General features: G+C 37.2%; 21 protein-coding genes. 11 read left to right on the top strand and 10 right to left on the bottom strand.

The features are described 5' to 3' along the window. Nucleotides 1–9: 9 nt before the first annotated feature. A complete protein-coding gene (locus JKP34_RS09300) occupies nucleotides 10–636 on the bottom strand; it encodes a MarR family winged helix-turn-helix transcriptional regulator (RefSeq protein WP_201920084.1) in 627 nt (208 codons plus the stop codon). 96 nt (nucleotides 637–732) lie between these two features. Here JKP34_RS09300 and JKP34_RS09295 point away from each other — a divergent pair, with 96 nt between their 5' ends. Beyond that, nucleotides 733–3,105, top strand: a complete 2,373-nt coding sequence (locus JKP34_RS09295) for a TonB-dependent receptor (protein ID WP_201920082.1) — start codon at nucleotides 733–735, stop codon at nucleotides 3,103–3,105. Nucleotides 3,106–3,289: 184 nt separating this feature from the next. Further along, complete coding sequence (locus JKP34_RS09290; protein WP_201920079.1) at nucleotides 3,290–5,044, top strand: DEAD/DEAH box helicase; 1,755 nt, start codon at nucleotides 3,290–3,292, stop codon at nucleotides 5,042–5,044. Nucleotides 5,045–5,119: 75 nt separating this feature from the next. Here JKP34_RS09290 and JKP34_RS09285 read toward each other — a convergent pair whose 3' ends face one another. The 3 genes from JKP34_RS09285 to proC all read right to left on the bottom strand — a co-directional run bounded on the left by JKP34_RS09285 (nucleotide 5,120) and on the right by proC (nucleotide 8,010). Continuing rightward, on the bottom strand, nucleotides 5,120–6,319 hold the full coding sequence (locus JKP34_RS09285) for a glutamate-5-semialdehyde dehydrogenase (protein WP_201920076.1): 1,200 nt from the start codon (nucleotides 6,317–6,319) through the stop codon (nucleotides 5,120–5,122). 76 nt (nucleotides 6,320–6,395) lie between these two features. After that, nucleotides 6,396–7,184, bottom strand: a complete 789-nt coding sequence (gene proB, locus JKP34_RS09280; RefSeq protein WP_236664954.1) for a glutamate 5-kinase — start codon at nucleotides 7,182–7,184, stop codon at nucleotides 6,396–6,398. A gap of 1 nt (nucleotide 7,185) precedes the next feature. Then, a complete protein-coding gene (proC, locus tag JKP34_RS09275; protein ID WP_201920071.1) occupies nucleotides 7,186–8,010 on the bottom strand; it encodes a pyrroline-5-carboxylate reductase in 825 nt (274 codons plus the stop codon). 340 nt (nucleotides 8,011–8,350) lie between these two features. Here proC and JKP34_RS09270 point away from each other — a divergent pair, with 340 nt between their 5' ends. Further along, nucleotides 8,351–8,728 (top strand): PH domain-containing protein, encoded by a 378-nt coding sequence (locus tag JKP34_RS09270; protein ID WP_201920068.1) that lies wholly within the window; start codon nucleotides 8,351–8,353, stop codon nucleotides 8,726–8,728. Between the two features lie 26 nt (nucleotides 8,729–8,754). Continuing rightward, a complete protein-coding gene (locus tag JKP34_RS09265; RefSeq protein WP_201920065.1) occupies nucleotides 8,755–9,921 on the top strand; it encodes a hypothetical protein in 1,167 nt (388 codons plus the stop codon). A gap of 2 nt (nucleotides 9,922–9,923) precedes the next feature. On the opposite strand, the gene JKP34_RS09260 is transcribed toward JKP34_RS09265, so the two are convergent. The 6 genes from JKP34_RS09260 to rsmA all read right to left on the bottom strand — a co-directional run bounded on the left by JKP34_RS09260 (nucleotide 9,924) and on the right by rsmA (nucleotide 14,921). After that, nucleotides 9,924–10,316: an HIT family protein gene (locus JKP34_RS09260; protein WP_201920062.1), complete on the bottom strand. Its 393-nt coding sequence runs from the start codon at nucleotides 10,314–10,316 to the stop codon at nucleotides 9,924–9,926. Between the two features lie 9 nt (nucleotides 10,317–10,325). After that, nucleotides 10,326–10,799: a transcription elongation factor GreA gene (greA, locus tag JKP34_RS09255; RefSeq protein WP_201920058.1), complete on the bottom strand. Its 474-nt coding sequence runs from the start codon at nucleotides 10,797–10,799 to the stop codon at nucleotides 10,326–10,328. A gap of 129 nt (nucleotides 10,800–10,928) precedes the next feature. Further along, nucleotides 10,929–11,765 carry a pentapeptide repeat-containing protein gene (locus JKP34_RS09250; protein ID WP_201920055.1) on the bottom strand — a complete coding sequence of 279 codons (837 nt, stop codon included), beginning with the start codon at nucleotides 11,763–11,765 and terminating at the stop codon, nucleotides 10,929–10,931. A gap of 80 nt (nucleotides 11,766–11,845) precedes the next feature. Further along, nucleotides 11,846–12,772 carry an NAD(P)-dependent oxidoreductase gene (locus JKP34_RS09245; protein ID WP_201920052.1) on the bottom strand — a complete coding sequence of 309 codons (927 nt, stop codon included), beginning with the start codon at nucleotides 12,770–12,772 and terminating at the stop codon, nucleotides 11,846–11,848. Between the two features lie 12 nt (nucleotides 12,773–12,784). After that, nucleotides 12,785–14,152 (bottom strand): magnesium transporter, encoded by a 1,368-nt coding sequence (mgtE, locus tag JKP34_RS09240; RefSeq protein ID WP_201920049.1) that lies wholly within the window; start codon nucleotides 14,150–14,152, stop codon nucleotides 12,785–12,787. After that, nucleotides 14,139–14,921: a 16S rRNA (adenine(1518)-N(6)/adenine(1519)-N(6))-dimethyltransferase RsmA gene (gene rsmA / locus JKP34_RS09235; protein ID WP_201920047.1), complete on the bottom strand. Its 783-nt coding sequence runs from the start codon at nucleotides 14,919–14,921 to the stop codon at nucleotides 14,139–14,141. Before rsmA ends, mgtE begins: the two co-directional genes overlap by 14 nt. 90 nt (nucleotides 14,922–15,011) lie before the next feature. Between rsmA and pdxA the strand changes: the two genes are divergently transcribed. The 7 genes from pdxA to accC all read left to right on the top strand — a co-directional run bounded on the left by pdxA (nucleotide 15,012) and on the right by accC (nucleotide 20,606). Beyond that, the gene (pdxA, locus tag JKP34_RS09230) at nucleotides 15,012–16,022 is read left to right on the top strand and encodes a 4-hydroxythreonine-4-phosphate dehydrogenase PdxA (protein ID WP_201920044.1); all 1,011 of its coding nucleotides are present in this window, start codon (nucleotides 15,012–15,014) and stop codon (nucleotides 16,020–16,022) included. 62 nt (nucleotides 16,023–16,084) lie between these two features. Next, nucleotides 16,085–16,615 carry a YceD family protein gene (locus JKP34_RS09225; RefSeq protein WP_201920041.1) on the top strand — a complete coding sequence of 177 codons (531 nt, stop codon included), beginning with the start codon at nucleotides 16,085–16,087 and terminating at the stop codon, nucleotides 16,613–16,615. 18 nt (nucleotides 16,616–16,633) lie between these two features. Then, nucleotides 16,634–16,825, top strand: a complete 192-nt coding sequence (gene rpmF, locus JKP34_RS09220) for a 50S ribosomal protein L32 (RefSeq protein WP_201920039.1) — start codon at nucleotides 16,634–16,636, stop codon at nucleotides 16,823–16,825. A 205-nt stretch (nucleotides 16,826–17,030) separates the two neighbouring features. Then, nucleotides 17,031–18,026 carry a beta-ketoacyl-ACP synthase III gene (locus tag JKP34_RS09215; protein WP_201920036.1) on the top strand — a complete coding sequence of 332 codons (996 nt, stop codon included), beginning with the start codon at nucleotides 17,031–17,033 and terminating at the stop codon, nucleotides 18,024–18,026. 17 nt (nucleotides 18,027–18,043) lie between these two features. Beyond that, entirely contained in the window at nucleotides 18,044–18,610 is a 567-nt protein-coding gene (gene efp / locus JKP34_RS09210) for an elongation factor P (RefSeq protein WP_201920033.1), read from the top strand. Nucleotides 18,611–18,728: 118 nt separating this feature from the next. Continuing rightward, nucleotides 18,729–19,208, top strand: a complete 480-nt coding sequence (accB, locus tag JKP34_RS09205) for an acetyl-CoA carboxylase biotin carboxyl carrier protein (protein WP_201920030.1) — start codon at nucleotides 18,729–18,731, stop codon at nucleotides 19,206–19,208. Between the two features lie 48 nt (nucleotides 19,209–19,256). Continuing rightward, complete coding sequence (gene accC / locus JKP34_RS09200) at nucleotides 19,257–20,606, top strand: acetyl-CoA carboxylase biotin carboxylase subunit (RefSeq protein WP_201920027.1); 1,350 nt, start codon at nucleotides 19,257–19,259, stop codon at nucleotides 20,604–20,606. Nucleotides 20,607–20,650 lie beyond the last annotated feature (44 nt).

Genomic DNA, 20,650 nt, shown 5'->3' with positions numbered 1-20,650 from the left:
AATTTCTACTTAGTTCTGGAGATTATACAATTCCTTAATATCCACTTTATCTTTATTGGCATATAAGTCATGATGAAAATTACTTAATTTCTTCAGAATTGGGATCATCGATTTCTTTTCCATATCACTAAGATTACCCATTAGCAAATTACTCAGTGCCATCATCCGTTGATCAATCTTAGGGACTAAGGCCTTTCCATTCTTACTAAGCTTTACTCTTTTTATCCTTTTATCTTTATCATCGGTTAATTCCTCCAGCAGACCTGCCTTCATTAAACGCTTCATTGATTCAATGCAGGTGGTTCTTTCCATTATTTGTTTATCAGCTACTTCCTTTTTACTTGGAGTCTGCATCATCTCTATGGTTTTAATAATGCCAAAATCTCCTAATGAAAGTAAGGGTAAATCTTCATAAGATAATTTAATCCAGGTTTCTACAAAGCTTGTTAAACCACCAAGAATATGTGAAGCAATCACATTAAGCCCTGCCTCATTTACGGTAGGCTCATTTGTTTCATAAGTATCAGGTTGACTGTATTTTTGTTTTAAAGTTTCTCCGAACAAAACAAAATCATCAGTTCCATGCTTATTTGTGAATTCTTGATAGTCCCTAAGTAGCTGAATGATATTATCCATTCCAATTTTTTTATTAAAATAACAATTTTGTTATAAATATATAACAATAATATTTTATTTTTGTTGAGTCAACCCTAAACATAATGTAACAAAGAAATGAAAAAACTATCATTGTTTGTTTTAAGCATATTGCTAATTAGTTTATCAAGCAGGCTTTCGGCTCAAAATACTGGTACTCTTAAAGGAACCGTAACAGATTCAAAAACCGGAGAGCCTTTAATAGGAGCTACAGTTGTATTAGAAGGTACTTCCACAGGTGCCTCCACTAATTTAGAAGGAAATTACACTATAAAAGACATTGAAGTAGGGTCTTATAATATTCAATGTTCCTTTATTGGTTATGTAACTCAAACAAAATACAATGTTGTAATCCGCTCCACCGGTAACATTGATATAAATTTTGAATTGCAAGAAGATGTAGAACAAATGGGTGAAGTTGTTGTAACGGCTAATCCTTTCAGACAATCAGAAATAACCCCTCTTTCACGTCAAAAACTCAGCCAAGAAGAAATTGTATCTTACCCAGGCGGAAATAACGACATAGCAAAGGTAGTGCAAACCTTACCAGGTGTATCTGGCTCAGTAGGTGGCTTCAGAAATGATGTTATTATCCGTGGTGGAGCACCTAATGAAAATGTTTATTTTCTTGATGGTGTTGAAATCCCAAACATCAATCACTTTTCTACACAAGGAAGTGCAGGCGGGCCCGTAGGGTTATTAAATGTTTCATTCTTTGAAGGAGTTACGCTTTCTGCCAGTTCCTTTGGAGCCCAGTATGGCAACGTTCTCTCAGGAGTTTTACAATTTGACCAGCGCACGGGAGATGATCAGAATTTTGCAGGTAATTTTCGCTTGAGTTCCAGTGAGGCTGCCCTTACGGTAGAAGGACCGCTTTTCAAAGGCAGTAAAGAAAGTGCCAATACAACTTATATCGCATCAGTTAGAAGATCATACCTACAACTCTTGTTTGGTGTAATTGGTCTACCTTTTCTGCCTGATTACTGGGACTATCAATACAAAGTGAACCATAAAATTGATAAGTACAATGATATCTACGTCACTGGAGTTGGATCGATAGATGATTTAGCTATTAATGAGTTAGACGAGTTTGATGCAGAGCAGCAAGCCGTACAAGATCAAATACCTGTCATTCGTCAAAGAAGTAACACCCTTGGAATAGGTTGGAAAAGCCGATTTAAAGATAATTCAGGATACATGCTCACTGTTTTGAGCAACAACTATCTGAATAACCAATTTCAGAGATTTGAAGATAACGTAAATGAAACCGGTCTGATCTTCAAGAATGATTCTGAAGAAATGGAAACCAGATTACGTTATAATCTAACCAAATTTAATGGCGACTGGACCACAACTTATGGTTTAGATTTAATCAACGCAGATTACCAAAACACCACCGAGGATCTTGTTAATAATGTTACTTTCGGAACCGATCTAAATTTGTTCAGGTATGGCTTATTTGCCCAAACCTCTACTCGATTACTCAATAACAGAATGGGGCTAACTGTAGGGCTTCGAGCTGATGGAAATAGCTTTACTAAAAATGGCAATGAAATATATAAAACTATTAGCCCCCGAGCTTCTATAACCTATGATCTTACTGCAGACAAAAAGCTTACAGCAAATGCTTCAGCAGGTAGGTATTATAAAATATTACCCTACACCACTTTGGGCTATAAAAACAATGCTGGTGAGTACATTAATGAAAATACAGAGTACATCAGAAGTGAGCATTTAGTGGCAGGACTTGAATATCTGTTGACAAAATCTTCGCGCCTAACATTAGAAGGCTTCTTTAAATATTATTCTGACTATCCTGTTTCTACTATTGACAGTGTTTCTTTAGCTAATAAAGGTGGAGGTTTCGAAGTGCTGGGTAGTGAACCTGTGGTGAGCAACGGTCTTGGAAGAACATATGGTGCTGAACTTCTCTATCAGCAAAAATTTACCGGAAACTTTTACAGTATTGCCGCATTAACTTTATACAAAAGTGAATTCTCAGCCGGAGATGATGCAAATTATGCGCCTGCCGTATGGGACAATGGCGTATTGGTTTCTTTACTGGGAGGCTACAAATTTGGAAACAACTGGGAAGTAAGTGGACGCTATCGTTATTTAGGTGGTTCTCCCTATCCTCCTGTTGATCAACAGGCAACTCTTAATAACTATCCAGCTATCATAAGAGATTATTCACGATTAGGTGATGTCAGATTAGGTGGTTTTAGTCAATTGGATATCCGAATAGACAAGAAATGGAGTTTTAAGAATTTCAGTCTTGATCTGTTTCTAGATATTCAAAATGTACTGGCGCAACAGCAACCTTCAGAACCACAATTCGGATTAGAAAGAAACGATCAGGGCGAGGTGGTAAGTCCTAAAAACTTAGTTCGCGTTGATACTAATGCTGACGGCTCCGTTCTGCCATCTATAGGAATTGTAATCAATTTCTAATACTTACCCTCATATAAGCTCCTGAAAAATAAGGGAATACATATTTATGCAGAATATTCACCTTATTTTTCAGGACTTGCAATATATCCAAATACTTAACGTACCTTTGCATCGGAAATAGGCCCGAGGCTAGTCGAAAAGTTCGTGAGTTAAGCTTTGGGTTTATAAATTTATAAACATACAAATGCTTACATTCGAAGAAACTGGGCTTAAGCCGGAGATACTCCGTGCTATTGCCGAAATTGGTTTTGAAGCGCCTACGGCAATTCAAGAAAAAACAATCCCTCATTTATTAAACACCAAGCAAGATCTTATTGCTTTGGCTCAAACAGGATCAGGTAAAACTGCTGCTTTTGGTCTACCGGTTATCAATCAGATTGATAGCGACTCTAAAAAGACACAAGCTTTAATTTTGTGTCCTACAAGAGAATTGGCCATTCAGATTGCTAATGATTTTGACGCTTTCACTAAATACACTACTAAACTAGATGTAGTGCCTGTTTATGGTGGAGCAAGTATTGAAACACAGATTAAGCAACTTAATAGAGGTGCCCAAATTGTAGTAGGTACTCCTGGTAGAGTAGTTGATTTGATCAAGCGTAAGAAACTTAAGCTTGAAGATATTGAGTGGGTAGTGCTTGATGAAGCTGATGAGATGCTTAACATGGGCTTTAAAGATGATTTAGATTTCATCTTATCTCATACGCCAGACGAGAGACAAACCTTATTATTCTCAGCAACCATGTCAAAAGAGGTACTGAGAATCTCTAACAATTACATGAACGATCCTGAGGAAATTTCATCAGGAAAGAAAAACCAGGGAGCTGACAAAGTAGAACATTTCTATTATGTAGTGAATGGTAAAAATAAATACTTGGCATTGAAGCGTATAGCTGACATGAACCCAAACATTTATGCTATCATTTTTTGTCGTACCCGTAGAGAAACTCAAGAGATTTCTGATCAGCTCGTTTCTGATGGTTATAATGCAGATTGTTTGCATGGTGATTTATCTCAGGCACAACGTGATGCTGTAATGGGCAGGTATAGAAAAAGACATCTTCAAATGTTGGTAGCTACAGATGTGGCAGCAAGAGGCTTAGATGTAAATGACATTACTCACGTTATTAACTATAACATTCCTGATGAATTGGAGACTTACACTCACCGTAGTGGTAGAACTGGTAGAGCAGGAAGAGCAGGTATCTCAATTGCCATCATAGGCCCGAGAGATACTAATAAAATAAAGCAACTAGAGAAAGTATTAGGCAAATCATTTACTAAAAGTGAAATACCTTCTGGTGAGGATGTTACCAAAATACAGCTTGAAGCATACATCAATAAGGTAAAATCTACTGAAATTGACACGCAGCAGCTTGCTAAATATTTACCAAGTATTTCAGAGCAACTTGATGACTTAGATAGAGAAGCTTTAATTATGAAGTTTGTTTCTATGGAATTCAACAAAATTCTGAGCTACTATAAAAACTCCGATGATATCAATGCTTCTGCTAAGGCCGGACGAGATGACAGCGGAAGAGGCAGAAAAGATGGTGACTTCAAAAAGCTATTCTTAAACATTGGAGAGAAAGATCATTTGACATCGGGGACTTTATTAGGTTTCATGAATAACCTTCCTGAAATGTCAAAAGGTGTAATCTTCGGCAAGATTGATGTGCAAAGAAGCTTTAGCTTTTTAGAGGTAGAAGCCAAGCATGAGCAAACTGTATTAGATGCGCTTAACGGAAGTAATTTTGATGGACGCACAGTTTCAGCCGAGCCTAAAGCAGGTGGTGGCCCAAGAAGTGGTGGCGGTTCAAGAAAACGTAAAAGTGATTCCGGCAAAAGCCCTAGAAGAAGTGGCGGCATAAAAGGTGGCGGCTCTAGAACAGGGGGACGTTCCCGTGTGAAAGCTAAATCAGGAAGAAGAAGGTCTTAAGATATGCCATAGAAAGCACAAAAAAACCTCAACAGTTCTCACTGTTGAGGTTTTTTTATTATAGTTAGTAAATAATTATTTTCTTATTTGGCCTTCGCCATGTACGTAATATTTGTTAGTTACTAACTGCTTCAATCCTAAAGGACCTCTATGGTGTAGTTTATCTGTACTAATAGCTAGCTCTGCTCCTACACCCATTTGACCACCATCAGTAAATCTGGTTGAGGCATTATGATAAACAGCAGCACTATCTATTTGCTGCATAAAAGCATCAGCATCATCTTTTGTCTCTGTTAAGATAATATTAGAGTGACCACCCGAGTATTTGTTAATAAACTCAATCGCCCCATCTAATCCATCTACTGCTCCAATAACAGCTTTCATAGCTAGGAACTCCTCATACCATACATCTTCAGAATCAATTTTCTCTGATGTATTTAAATCTTTCAGCGTATCATCAGTTCCTAAAATTTCAACCCCTTTTTCACTAAGTATAGATTCAACTGTTGTGATAACCTGACTGTAATTTGGATGGTTTTTATCGACAAGAATTTTATCTAGTGCGTTGCATCCAGATATTTTATCGGTTTTGGCATTAACGATTACCGGAATCACTTTTTCCATATCAGCATCAGGTGCGATGTAGGCAAAGTTGTTACCTCTACCACTTACCAATACAGCACACTTGGCATGCTCCTTAACAAACTGAATTAATCTTTCGCCACCGCGTGGTACAATCAAATCTAATGGTTGGTCAGGGTTTCTTAAAAACTCCTGCGTAGTTGGTCGATCCATTTTAAGGTATTGAATCCACTCTTCACCCAAGCCATGATCAGCCAAAGCTTTATGCCAGCATTTCACTAATTCTTCATTACTAGCATGGGCTTCTTTACCACCTTTTAATAAAATCTTGTTATTTGCCTTAAAGGCAAGTACGGCCGCTTCAATAGTCACATCTGGCCTTGACTCATAAATAATCATGATCGTACCAAATGGAGCCGTTTTATTAATGATGCGCAGGCCATTGGCTAAGGTATCATCACTAATTACACCTCCTACAGGATCTTTCTGATCTTTCACTTCACGAACAGCACGAATCATATCATCAACTTTAGCATTATCAACTACTAGTCGATCATATAATGCCTGATCATCACGATCAAAAGCTTCCAAATCTTTTTTGTTAGCTGCGATGATGGCATCTCTGTCTTGATCCAAGTACTTAATCATACTTTCAAGAACAGCGTTTTTTATTTCTGTATTTAATAGCTTCATATAGTTTCTAATATTTCAATTTTGAGTTAATGTTTATTAAAAACACAAGCTTTTAACTTATGCAGGAAGATTTAAATTAATCCTCCTTGTATATTCTGGTACCTACATCTTTACCATTAACGATGTCTACAATGACATTTTCGCGCTTACCATTGGCAATAAATGTGGTGATATCCTTTTGAGCAGCTGCCTTAGCTACACCTATTTTGGACTCCATTCCTCCTCTACCTTCACCTTCTTTTTTATCAGATGATTGTACAAACTGCTCAACCTCCTGATCGGTTGTTACAGTTCTAATCACTTCAGATTCATCATGATCTGGATGACCATCATAAATTCCATCTGTATCTGTTAAAAGGATTAGGGTATCTGCATTTACCAATTCCGCTACCAAGCTAGCCAACTGATCATTATCAGTAAACATTGACATTGATAAAGAAACTGCATCATCCTCATTAGCGATTGGCACTATACCTTGGCTCAATAAACCAGTGTAACAGTTTACCATATTATCTCTGTGAGGCCCTGGGTCAAAATCTCTCTTAGTTGCAAGAACTTGCGCACAACGCATTCCATAATCATGGAAAATGCTATAATAATGGCGCATCATCCTTGGCTGACCCACTGCAGAATAAACCTGTCTTCTTACAGTTTTATCAGTAATGGTATTTTCATCAAGCACTTCCATACCGGCAATCACTGAACCTGAAGAAATAAGTACAGTCATTACGTCATCTTCATACAGTCGTGCAATTTGGTCTACCAATCTTTTCAAAATAGGCACCACAATGCGGTTATCCTTATTGGTCATTACATTGGTACCAACCTTAACAACTACTACTTTCTCGTATTGCTTACTTTCCATGTTATTCATTGTCTGAGTCAGAGTCATTACCACCTAACTCAACTGCTCTGTTAAAAGCAGCGTAGGCAGCTTCTTCAATTTGATCCTTCACATTATTGTCATCCATTGAATCAAGCGCTGCACGTGTAGTACCACCTTTAGATGCTACTCGTTTCATCCATGATTCTGGAGATAAATCAGACTTATTGAACAATTCAATTGCCCCTTCAAACGTCTGACTAACCAATACTTTTGAGTCATGATCGGAGAAGCCCATTTTTTTAGCTGCGTCCATCATTGACTGCATAAAATAGAATACATAAGCTGGTCCACTACCAGAAATACCAGTTGAGGCATCAATATCATTTTCAGTATCAAGCCTTACTGATTTACCGGTAGTGCTCAATAAGTTCTCAACTGTTGACAACTCTAATCTGGATACTTCGTCAGAGGCTGTAAAAGATGTTAATCCTTTACCTACCTGAGCCGGTAAGTTAGGCATGGCTCTTACTACCTTTCTGATTCCCAAACCATCTTGCATTGTTTGAATAGTTACACCTGCCATAATTGAGATAACAATTTGATCAGGCTGCATGAGGTGTCTAATTTCTTTAAATAAATCCTCTGTGTGATAAGGTTTTACCGCAAAGAAAATAATATCTGCGTGAGGCAAACAATCCTCTAAATTTGTAAATACGTCAAAACGACTAATCTTTTTTAACTCTTCAGTTTTTTTGGCATCAGTATCTGAAATCATCAAGTTTTCACTTTTCAGGTATTCAGATTTAATGAGTGCTTTAGCATATGCTAACCCCATATTTCCTGCGCCAATTACTAATACTTTCATGTTTAATTGTTTGGTTTTACTTAAATAAACAGTCTATCTGTTCTAGTTTAATTCAATAAATCTTACTTATTAAAAAGCAAGATTGATGCAGTTTTGTTTAAAAAAAGTAGCTCAATTGATTTCATACACCCTTTATTAACTACTATTTTGCCCTATATGCTTATTTCAAAAAATTTAAAAAATATATTGAGTGATTATTGGCTACTGTCAAATAGGTAGCTTTTGCGCCATATCGGCAAAACTGTGCAGATATGACAGTTTAATATTAGCTTCTAGTGTATGTATTCTGTTTACGGTTTGTATATTCATGCTTTAATGAAACTTAAATTTCAACTAAACTATGGGACTTTTATCATCACTTCTGGGCAATGCCGGAACAGTAACATCAGAACAATTAGCTAAAGAATATGCTCAGTTGTTAATACAAGAAGAAAAAATAGAGCTGGGTTTCAAATTGTTTCGAGATACATTCATTTTCACCAATAAGCGACTCATACTTGTAGACAAACAGGGGTTTTCAGGTAAAAAAACTGAATATAAGAGTGTGGGTTATAAAAGCATTTCTCGATTTAGCATCGAAACAGCAGGTACATTTGACTTGGATGCAGAACTGAAAATTTGGATAAGCAGCGAGCAGCACCCTAGTATTACAAAGAAGTTTAATAAATCAGTAAATGTATATGAAGTACAGCAATTATTAGCACAATATGTTTTGTGAGTTAGGTAGCACTTCAAAACCGCAATATGGTTAAAACTAAAGTAAAAATTCTTTTTCTTATAGCTTCATTTTGTCTTGCCTCGCAAATGGGGAAAGCTCAAGATATATCCATTCTAGATACATTGCAGAAACATCAAGTTGAAGAAGATGAACTTTACAAAAATGGGCTTTTTAGAACACAACTAATCAGGAAGAATGGCAAGTACTTTCCTGAAGACAACAATGTTTTCTTTACCGCACTAATTGCATACAGTTTACAAGAGCTTATACCCTACTTCAATGCAAAGGACAAACAAAAGGCAGAGAACATTATTCTAAAAGCTAAGCAAGCATATCCATTTTATAGTAACAGAAATGGAGGCGTAACCTATAATTTCTACCAAACAAATCCGGAAATGCCTTTTCCGGCAGCCCCCCTATTTTCCAACAACCTGTTACCAGATGATTTAGACGATACGGCCATCATCTATCTGAGTCTATTAGATGAATTTGATCTCTTTAATCACCTTTTCAAGTTGATAAATGAACAAAGTTTAAAGCATCAGCATGTTAAGTCAACGCTAAAACAGTATCAGAATAGTAAAGCCTACAGAACCTGGTTTGCCAATAAAATGAAGCAGGATTTAGACATCTGTGTAATTTCAAACGTAATGCTGTTAGGTGCAAAGCTTGAAAGAAAGCCAGATAGTATTGCGAAAGCCTCTTTAAGTTTTATCAATTCTGTGATTCAAGAGGAACTACATGATACGAAACCACATTTGGTTTCACCACATTACCAGAGCACTACTGTTATTCTATATCATTTAGCAAGGTTACTGGAGGCAGGATATTACCAAGAAATCAGTCAATTACGAGAAATTATAATCGATGACCTCTACTTTCAGCTAAAAATTGCCGAATCGTCTGTAGATCAAATTATCCTGCTGACCTCTCTCATAAGACTAAATGAGCAAATAGCATTTGAAATCGACTTAGAGGATTTCGAAAATGATATAAAAACCTATGCCTGGTTTAAGGGAAATCCGTTTACAGGGTCAGCTCTTTTCTGGAAGAAATTGACAGGGAAGAATCGTCTGTTGCAGTATAAACACAGAAGCATCCCTTATTATTGGATGCTTCTGTTAGAATTAAAAACTATGTCTAAAGCAAGCTTTACTCAGTCAGATGACGGAATAAAACTCGTTAATAATTAATCTTAAATATTAGATTTGATTTTTTCGGCCATAGAGGCTAACTCATCTTGCGAAGGGTTAAGCTTTGGCTTGCTGAAATTGATGTCGTTCATGCTATTCATGGGTACTAAATGAATATGAACATGAGGCACTTCAAGGCCAATTACCGCTGTCCCTATTCTTACGCAGTTAATACTTGCTTTAAGTGCAATTGCCACTTGCTTAGCGAAAAGATGCAGACCTGAATAAACCTCATCGGACAAGTCAAAAATATAATCTACTTCTTGCTTTGGTACAACAAGCACATGCCCCATTACTAACGGATTAATATCCAAAAAGGCGATATAATCGTCATTTTCTGCCACTATATGCCCTGGAATCTCTCTATTAATAATTTTGGTGAATATGCTTGCCATAATGCTTTTTTATAAACTGATGTCTAATACTTCAAACTCCATTTTGCCAACAGGTGCTTCCACTTCTGCTTTCTCACCTACTTTCTTTCCTAATAAGCCTTTGCCAATTGGTGATTTGATTGATACCTTTCCTTCCTTCAAATTAGCCTCCTCTTCTGAAACCATTGTGTAAGTTACTTCCATGCTGTTTTTAAGGTTTTTAATTTTCACCTTGGTTAATAAACCTACTTTAGAAGTATCAACATCTGATTCTTTAATCACTCTGGCGTTAGCCACAACCGTCTCAAGTTTGGCTATTTTCATCTCAAGTAATCCTTGAGCATCCTTTGCAGCATCATATTCTGCATTTTCACTTAAATCTCCTTTGTCTCTCGCTTCAGCGATATCAGCCGATGCCTGAGCTCTTCCTTTGGTTTTTAATTCATGAAGCTCATCCTTCATTTTTTGCAAACCTTCTTCTGTGTAATATGATACCTTACTCATTATCTAAAAAGTTGAATTATTTATAAATAAAAAACGGCACAATTCGCATGAGCCGTTTTATCCGATTTTTCTTATTTCGAATACAAATATACTGCATTCAGTAATCGAAAGCAAGCAATTAAGGTTACGCTACTTGCCTAAAATATCTGGATAATTTTCTTGAATTTCCCTTAAAATATCATCGTCAAGCTTAGCGAGGTATAAGGTTTTAACGTTCTTAAGTTGCTCCGCGGTAAGCCCCTCTACTCCTCGTAAATCTGCTTTGTAAAGACTGGCCTCATCAAAAATAGCACCTGTCAAATGGCAATCTCTTAAATCTGCTTCCATTAAATAAGCGTTCGTGAAATTAGCCTTAATTAAGAATGCTTTATTAAACTGAGCCTTAATCAAAAACGCATCTTTAAAATTGGCACCACTGGCATAGGCCGTGTTGAAAATCGCCTGGTTCATCTTGGCATTTTCAAAATTAGTTTGATTGGCCCGTGCGTCTGAAAAGTCACACTCTATTGCGTTACAATGACTTAAATTGGCTGAGTTAAGATTCGAGCCATTAAGCATTACCTGATTAAGGTTAGTTTTTGTTAAATGGCAATTAACCAGGTTAATATTAGATATATTATGCCTGTTTAATCTTTTAATATTACCAACTGTTCTAAAGGCTGCCTCCTCAGATTCCCACTGACGGAAATCATCAATTTCATCTTTGTACATTTTAATACGTAGCTGCTTTTCACCGTTGGCATTTAACCAGAAGATTAAAATACCGATGATAGCAATATCGAAAAGCATACCATGCGCTTCCGCCAACACCTCTTTGAAGAAATCCTTAAAGTTTGCCAAATAGTAGGGTGCGCTTAAGCCTAGCACTAATACAGAAAGCAAAATAAGCACCATAAAAGAAGTTAAAATCGGCTTCTCGATTATCCTTTTAAAACGCTCTTCAATTTTAGCTCTCCACTCTTTCATAAAATTTCAAAAAATTACAATTAAAATACTGTGCTATCGGAGGACGAGTTTAGCACTTTGACCTTAAATTACATTAAAATTCACACAATATTTTTAATTTTTTCTACCAATACCTGATTTATCTTTTCGTAGGACTCGAAAGTCCAGCCAGCAACATGAGGACTTAAAATAACATTATCTAATGAAATCAATTCACCGAACACCTTGTCTTCATCGTTATTAAGCTGCGCTAATTTTTCGTTCTCCAAAACATCTAAAGCTGCCCCCTTAAGCCTTCCATCTTTCAGCATTGCTACCATATCTGATAGTTTAAGCACTTCTCCTCTCGAGGTATTTACCACATATTGTAATTTAGGAAACTGTGATAAATAATCTGTATTGATAAGCAATTTGTTTTCAGTGTTTAAAGGAATATGAATACTTAAAATTTCAGTGTCTCTCTTAAAAACATCAAAATCGACAATCTCTACATCCTCATAAGCATGTTTTTGTGGAAAAATATCAAAAGCTAATATGCGACATCCGAAACTGCTAAGCCTTTTTGCCACAGCCTGTCCCATATAACCGAAACCTAATAGTCCCACAGTTTTGCCCATCAACTCATATCCTCTATTACCTTCTCTATCCCATACTCTGTTTCTTACCTGCTGATTTGCCAAGTGAAGTTTATTCATCAAAGAAAGTAACATGGCCAGGGTATGCTCGGCAACAGCATCTCTGTTACCCTCCGGAGCATTGAGTAATTGAATACCATATTTACTCATAGCCTCCATATCCACATTATCAATACCTGCCCCGGCCCGAGCAACAAATTTCAAATGTTGAGCACGCTCCAAAAATTCAGCATCCATAGGTGTTTTGCTTCTAACGATAATCCCATCGTACGATGAGATGATGCTAAGAATAAGGTTGCGATCTATCTCAGGTTTGTAATCTGCGCGGCACCCAATCGCTTCCAATAATGGAAGGATGGAATCATGCATTTTATCAATGATTAGAATCTTCATTTAATTTGGTACTTACAGATTTGAATACAACAAATGGGCTACAGAGAAGTATACCAAAAGACCTAACAAGTCATTGGCTGTAGTAATAAATGGACCAGACGCTATTGCCGGATTAATACCAAATCTATCAAGAATAAGGGGGGTGATAGTTCCCATTAATGAAGCTATTAATACTACTCCGAATAATGCGATAGATACAACAAGCGCTAAAGTTAAATCCTGACCTAAAATAAGATTCATTCCCATTACAATACCAGCTATAACTATACCATTCAGTAGTGCTACAAGAATTACTTTAGTCATCCTTTTAACAAATGAGTTATCAAAAACTGATTTGCTTGCTAAACTTTGTAGCACAATCGATGATGATTGTATACCAACGTTTCCTCCTGTTGCTGTAATCAGTGGAATAAAGAAAGCCATGGCAGGAACCAACAAAATATCCTTCTCAAATACTCCAATAAACTGGGCGCCTAGCAAGCCACCAAACATACCAATGATTAGCCAAGGCAAACGAGCTCTTGTTAGCATCCATACGCTGTCATCTTCCTCTACATCTTCTGAGATACCAGCCATCATTTGACGTTCTTCTTCGGCTAATTCTGTAATTACATCTACGATATCATCAATGGTAATTCGACCCATCAGCTTACCTTGCACATTCACCACAGGCACGGATTCCAAGTCATACTTACGCATAATTTCGGCTACATCCACCTCATCCATATAAGTTTCAACAGCAATTACATCATCTTCATAAAGCTCCTTTACCTGTATATGGTCATCTGCCAGAATGATGCGCTTTAATGACACTCTACCTATCAGCTTATTCGTGTCACTTACAACGTAAACTGAGTAAATCTTTTCAACATTTTCAGCTTGTCGCCTGATCTCTTCAATGCACTGCTTTACCGACCAATTTTCATTTACCTTGATCAGCTCCTTGGCCATCAAACCACCTGCTACATCTTCTTCATACCTCAACAGGTCAAGAATATTATCTGCTTTCTCCCTATTATCGAGCGAGGCGATTACCTCTTCCCTATCCTTCAGAGGAAGCTCATTGATAATATCCACTGCATCATCAGAATCTAGCTCATTGAGCATAGTAGCAATTTCAGCGCTCTCAAAATTCTTCAGAAATTTTGCACGAATATCCTCATCAAGGTCATTGATTACTTCTGCACTGGTTTCATTATCCAAAATATCCAGCACATATTTTGAATCTTCTGTAGAGAACTCAAGTAAAAGAGTAGATATATCGGCAGGATTTACTCCTTGCAAAGTGGAAACGATAAAACGTTTATCGTGCTCATCTATAGCCTGCTGAAGTCTATCAACATATTCTCTGGAAAGTTCAAACTGGTTAATTGTTTCCACTACTAATTGCTTTAGTTAATTCAACAAAATCATCAACACCTAACTGTTCTGCTCTTTGGTTTAAAATAGGTAATTCCTTTACCTCATCTGCTAAACCCAAAGGTTTAAGTGCATTTCGTAAGGTCTTTCGCCTATTATTAAAACCTTGCTTTACAACCCTAAAAAATAACTTCTCGTCACAGTCCAATTGCTGCACATCATTCCTTATTAATCTTATTACACCCGAGGTCACCTTAGGTGGTGGGTTGAAAACATTGGGTGGCACTGAGAATAAATACTCAACCTTATAATAGGCTTGTAACAACACGCTTAAAATACCATATGTTTTGCTTCCCGGAGGCGCAGCAATTCTTTCAGCCACCTCTTTCTGTATCATACCGACTACCTCAGGTATTTGATGCCGATAATCGAGTACCTTAAAGAAAATTTGAGATGAAATATTGTAAGGAAAATTACCGATTACACCGAAAGGCTCTTTAAAATATTCTTCTAAACGTTGATGTAAAAAGTCAGCTAAAATAAACCTATCTGTTTGGGATGGGTGCTTCTCATTTAAATAAGCTATGGAATCTCTATCAACATCCCAGAATAACGCATCATACTGATTATCTTCTATTAAGATATCTGTTAAAACACCTGTACCAGGCCCAATCTCAATTAACTTTTTGTAATTGTTATGACCAGTTAAAGCTTTTACAATTTTGTCAGCAATTTGCTGATCTTTCAAAAAGTGTTGTCCCAGATGTTTTTTGGCCCTTACTTGATTCATTTTTCAAAGCAGATAAAAAAAAACTAAATTGCACAGAATTTAAGTATTTTAATTTCACTAATAGCCCTAATATTTCTTTAGTTTTCAATTATGGAAGAAGAAAAAAAACCAGTAGTAGCCATCACCATAGGAGATGTTAATAGCATTGCCCCTGAAGTTATCATTAAATCATTAGAAGATAGCAGGGTGCTTAAGATGATGACACCTGTGGTTTATGGTTCCGGAAAAGTTCTCTCGTACTATAGAAAAGCGCTGAACATAAGGGATTTTAATTACTTCCAATTAAAAAAGCTTGAAGACTTAGATCAACGTAAACTCAATGTGCTTAACCTTTGGGATGAAACGGTTAACATTACAATGGGTGAAGCGGATAAAGAAGTAGGTAAATATGCCTTCCAGAGCATCAAACAAGCTACTGAAGATGCTATTGAGAAAAGGGTAGATGCTATTGTGACGGCTCCTATTAATAAACACACTATACAATCTGATGAATTTAAGTTTGCGGGTCATACTGAATATTTAGCACAAACTGCAAAAGCCAAAGACAGCCTCATGCTATTAGTTGATGGTAGTTTGAGAGTTGGAGTAGTAACAGGCCACATTCCTATAAAGGAAGTAAGTCAGCAGATTACTAAGGAAAAGATTGAAAGCAAGCTAGCCATTATGGAGCGCTCGTTAAGAGTTGACTTTGGCATTTCCAAACCAAAAATTGCCTTGTTAGGCCTAAACCCTCATGCAGGTGATAATGGTGTTATAGGCAATGAAGATGATGAAATTATCAAACCACTTGTAAATGAGTGGAAAGAAAAAGGCAAGCTGGTGTATGGCCCCTTCCCTTCTGATGGTTTCTTCGGAAATGGTACTTTCAAAAAGTTTGATGGTATACTAGCCATGTATCACGATCAGGGTTTGATCCCTTTCAAAACACTGGCTTTTGCTAATGGAGTGAATTACACTGCAGGTTTACCCTTTGTAAGAACTTCTCCTGACCATGGAACAGCCTACGATCTTTGCGGAAAAAACGAGGCAGATGAAACTTCTATGCGACAGGCCTTGTTTCTGGCGCTGGACATCATTAAAAACCGTAAAGAATATTCTTAATTCAGTTTAGCAGATTAAAATAAATTATTTATCTTTGCGGTCTTAATTCGGAAGGGATTGATATGTTGAAGGAATTTGATATTCAAATATACAAGCTCAGTAATAAGCTACATGTTTATGAATATGAGGTTTCAGATGCGTTTTTCGAACATTTCGAAGGCGATATAGTCGAGCATGGAAAGATTGATGTAACAATTAATCTTGACAAAAGAGAAAACCTTATTGAGGCTAACATTGAGTTCAAAGGCTATATTGATTTAGTTTGTGACAGAAGTTTAAGAGATTTTAAACATACTGTTGATGTAGAGAAAAAAGTTCTCTATAAATATGGTGAGGAAGAAGCAGAGTTAGAAGACAACGTTTTTATAATCACCAAAAACACACAAGTGATCAATGTATCACATTTTATATATGAAACCATCGCTTTAGAGATTCCTTTGAAGAGGATTCATCCTGAAGAGTTGCAGGAAGATGAAGAACACAATCAGTATTATTATATTGATGAGGAGTTTGAAAGCGAAGAAGATAATATAGAAGAAGACGAAGTAGATCCGAGATGGGCTGCTTTAAAGAATTTAAAAAACGAGAAATAAGAATTAAATAGAAATACAATGGCGCATCCTAAAAGAAAAATCTCGAAAAGCAGAAGAGATAAAAGAAGAACACACAAAAAAGGAACTGCAAAATTATTGGCAACTTGCCCAACAACTGGCGAGCAGCATTTACCACACAGAGCTCATTGGCATGAGGGTAAACTTTACTACAAAGGTAATGTAGTAATGGAAAAAGAAGTATTGGTTTAATTAATACCAAATCAGATATAAAGCTTTGCTCTTAGCAAAGCTTTTTTTGTTTATAACATTTAATACTCGGCATACCTACTAATTTCATGATCTGCTAATCGGCACAACTAATCATCAGCTTGCAAATTCTATTGATTTTGTCGGGCAAAAGTGCAATAATACATATATTAGCATCTGAAAAGATTGAATAGCCATTAAATACACTATGAATAAAATCACAGCCGCTATAACAGGAGTACACGGATGGGTTCCTGATTACGTGCTCACCAACAAAGAGCTGGAAACGATGGTTGATACCAATGACGAATGGATCACCTCGAGAACCGGTATAAAAGAAAGAAGAATTTTAAAGGGAGAAGATCAGGGAACTTCAGTAATTGGTACTCAGGCTGTTAAAGGCTTGTTAGAGAAAACCAATACCGATCCTAAAGAAGTAGATTTAATTATTTGCGCTACCACAACGGCTGATATGCTTTTCCCGGCAACAGCAAATATCATATCAAATAATGTAGGGGCTACCAATGCCTTTAGTTATGATTTACAAGCGGCCTGCTCAGGTTTTTTATATGCTGTAGCTACAGGATCACAATTTATTGAAACTGGTAAATACAAGAAGGTAATTGTAGTTGGTGCAGATAAGATGTCATCAATAATAGATTATCAAGATAGACAAACCTGTATTATTTTTGGTGATGGTGGTGGCGCCATAATGCTTGAGCCAAATGAAGAAGGTTATGGTGTAGTTGATAGTATTTTACGTTCTGATGGTTCAGGTGAGCCTTTTCTTCATATGAAGGCAGGCGGTAGCAGAAGGCCCGCTTCTCCTGAAACTTTAGCAGCAAGAGAGCACTATGTTTACCAGGAAGGTAGCCAGGTGTTTAAATTTGCCGTTACTAATATGGCAGAAGTGGCTGCTGAGATAATGGAGAAAAACAACTTGGTAGCTGATGATGTTGCTTGGTTAGTTCCGCATCAGGCCAATAAGAGAATTATTGATGCTACGGCCAATAGAATGGGCGTTAGTTCTGATAAAGTTATGCTTAACATCCATAAGTATGGAAATACCACCAGTGGTACTATTCCTCTTTGCTTGTGGGAGTATGAAAAGCAAATGAAAAAAGGTGATAATATTGTTTTAGCTGCATTTGGTGGGGGCTTCACATGGGGTTCTATATACATCAAATGGGCTTATGATTCTTAATTATTCTATAAAATAAAATGGCAGATACTTCAGATTTCAGAAACGGACTTTGTATCGAATATAATAATGACCTATTCGTCATTACAGAATTTCAGCACGTGAAACCAGGCAAAGGTCCTGCTTTCGTGAGAACAAAATTGAAAAGTTTAACAACAGGAAAAGTGCTCGATAACACTTTTACTGCCGGTCATAAAGTAACCACAGCGCGTGTGGAAAGAAGACCTCAACAGTTCTTATATAAGGATGATATTGGTATGCACTTTATGGATACCAACACCTTTGAACAAATTTCTATCCCTGAAGAGATGATTGACAATGTTGATCTTTTCAAGGAAGGACAAGAAGTTGAGATTTTATTCCATGCGGAAACAGAAAAGCCTTTAAGCTGTGAGCTACCTCCCTTTGTTGAAATGCAGGTAACTTATACCGAGCCAGGCTTAAAAGGTGATACAGCTACAAACGCTACTAAACCTGCAACAGTAGAAACAGGTGCTGAAATAAAGGTACCTTTATTTATTGATCAGGATGAGTGGATAAAAGTAGACACCCGTACCAGATCATACGCTGAGCGTATAAAGAAATAATTTTTTAACGATTAAAAACCGACAATAAACCATAAGGCTATGAAATGAATCCCAAAAACCCGATAGCAATCGGAGGGATAAATTCCATTTGTGCCTCACACATTTAAACAATACACAAATGAAAGCAAAAGAAATTCAGGACTTAATAAACTTTATCTCAAAGTCAGGTTTAGACGAGGTAAACATTGAAACAGAAGAGTTTAAAATCAAGGTAAAAAAACAATCAGAAGTTAAGCAAGTGGTTCAGGCAGCTCCTGCTGCACCAAGCCCTGCTCCTGCACCTGCGGCTGCTCCGGCACAAAGCGAAAGCAAGCCTGCTGAAAGCAAAGAAGCTGCTTCAGGTGGTGATGATTCTAAATATGTAGAAATCAAGTCACCAATGATTGGTACTTTCTACAGAACACCAAATCCTGAGTCTCCGTCATTTGTGAATGTAGGTGATAGCGTAAAAGCTGGTGATACCGTTTGCATTGTTGAAGCCATGAAGCTTTTCAATGAAATTGAATCAGAAGTTTCAGGTAAAATTGTAAAAGTACTTGTTGAAAACGCGACCCCTGTTGAGTACGATCAGCCATTATTTTTAGTGGATCCTGCTTAATTAAGCAAGGAGATTTTATTCAATTAATTTTCACAAAAATAGAAAGTCGTGTTTAAGAAAATATTAATTGCCAATAGAGGAGAAATTGCCCTTAGGGTTATTAGAACCTGTAAGGAAATGGGCATTTCTACAGTAGCAGTGTACTCTACTGCTGACAAAGACAGTTTACACGTTCGCTTTGCTGATGAGGCTGTATGTATAGGCCCCGCCCAAAGTAAGGACAGTTATTTAAATATTCCGAATATTATTTCTGCAGCAGAAATTACGAATGCAGATGCCATTCACCCGGGTTACGGATTCTTATCTGAAAATGCCGAATTTTCGAAAGTTTGCGGTGAATATGGTATCAAATTTATCGGTGCTGCTCCGGAGATGATCAGCAAAATGGGTGATAAGGCTACTGCTAAAGCGACCATGAAAGAAGCTGGCGTGCCTGTAATTCCCGGTTCTGAAGGACTATTGGAATCTATTGAGGAAGGTTTAAAACTTTCTAATGAAATGGGTTACCCGGTAATTCTAAAAGCTACTGCCGGTGGTGGTGGTAAAGGAATGCGAATCGTGAAGGACGATAATGGTTTCAAAAAAGCGTGGGATGATGCCCGCCAGGAAGCAAGTGCTTCATTCGGTAATGCAGGCCTCTATTTAGAAAAATTCGTGGAAGAGCCTCGTCACGTAGAAGTGCAAATTGTAGGTGATAAAACAGGAAGAGCTTGTCACCTGTCTGAAAGAGATTGCTCTATCCAGCGAAGACACCAGAAATTGGTTGAGGAAACTCCTTGCCCGGTAATGACCGATGAGCTTCGTGAGAAAATGGGTGAAGCTGCTATCAAAGGTGCGGAAGCCGTAGGTTACGAAGGTGCCGGTACCATTGAGTTCCTTTTGGATAAGCATAACAATTTCTACTTCATGGAAATGAATACGCGTATTCAGGTGGAGCACCCTATTACGGAAGAAGTAACAGACTTTGATTTAATAAAAGAGCAAATTAAAGTAGCTGCTGGTCAAACTATTTCAGGGCAAAACTACAAGCCACATTTGTATGCAATGGAGTGCCGTATCAATGCGGAAGATCCAGCTAATGGCTTTAGACCAAGTCCGGGTAAAATTACTAACCTGCACTTACCAGGCGGACATGGTGTACGTGTCGATAGCCATGTGTATGCCGGTTATGTGATTCCTCCTTTCTACGATTCAATGATCGCTAAACTAATAGTTTCAGGTCAATCAAGGGAAGAAGTGATAGTTAGGATGAAGCGTGCTTTGGAAGAGTTTGTGATTGAAGGTGTAAAAACTACTATACCTTTCCATATTAAACTGATGGATGACAAGCAATTTCAATCAGGTATGTTCACCACTAAGTTTTTAGAAGATTTCGACTTTTCAAGTCTGAAGAAATAAAACCAAGTAAAATTGATATAAGAAAAGCATCCTGTGAGAATGGG

Source organism: Marivirga atlantica, from assembly GCF_016734805.1.
Taxonomy (GTDB): domain Bacteria; phylum Bacteroidota; class Bacteroidia; order Cytophagales; family Cyclobacteriaceae; genus Marivirga; species Marivirga atlantica.
Note: the sequence above shows the minus strand (reverse complement) of the source record. Positions and strands in the feature narration are given on the sequence as shown.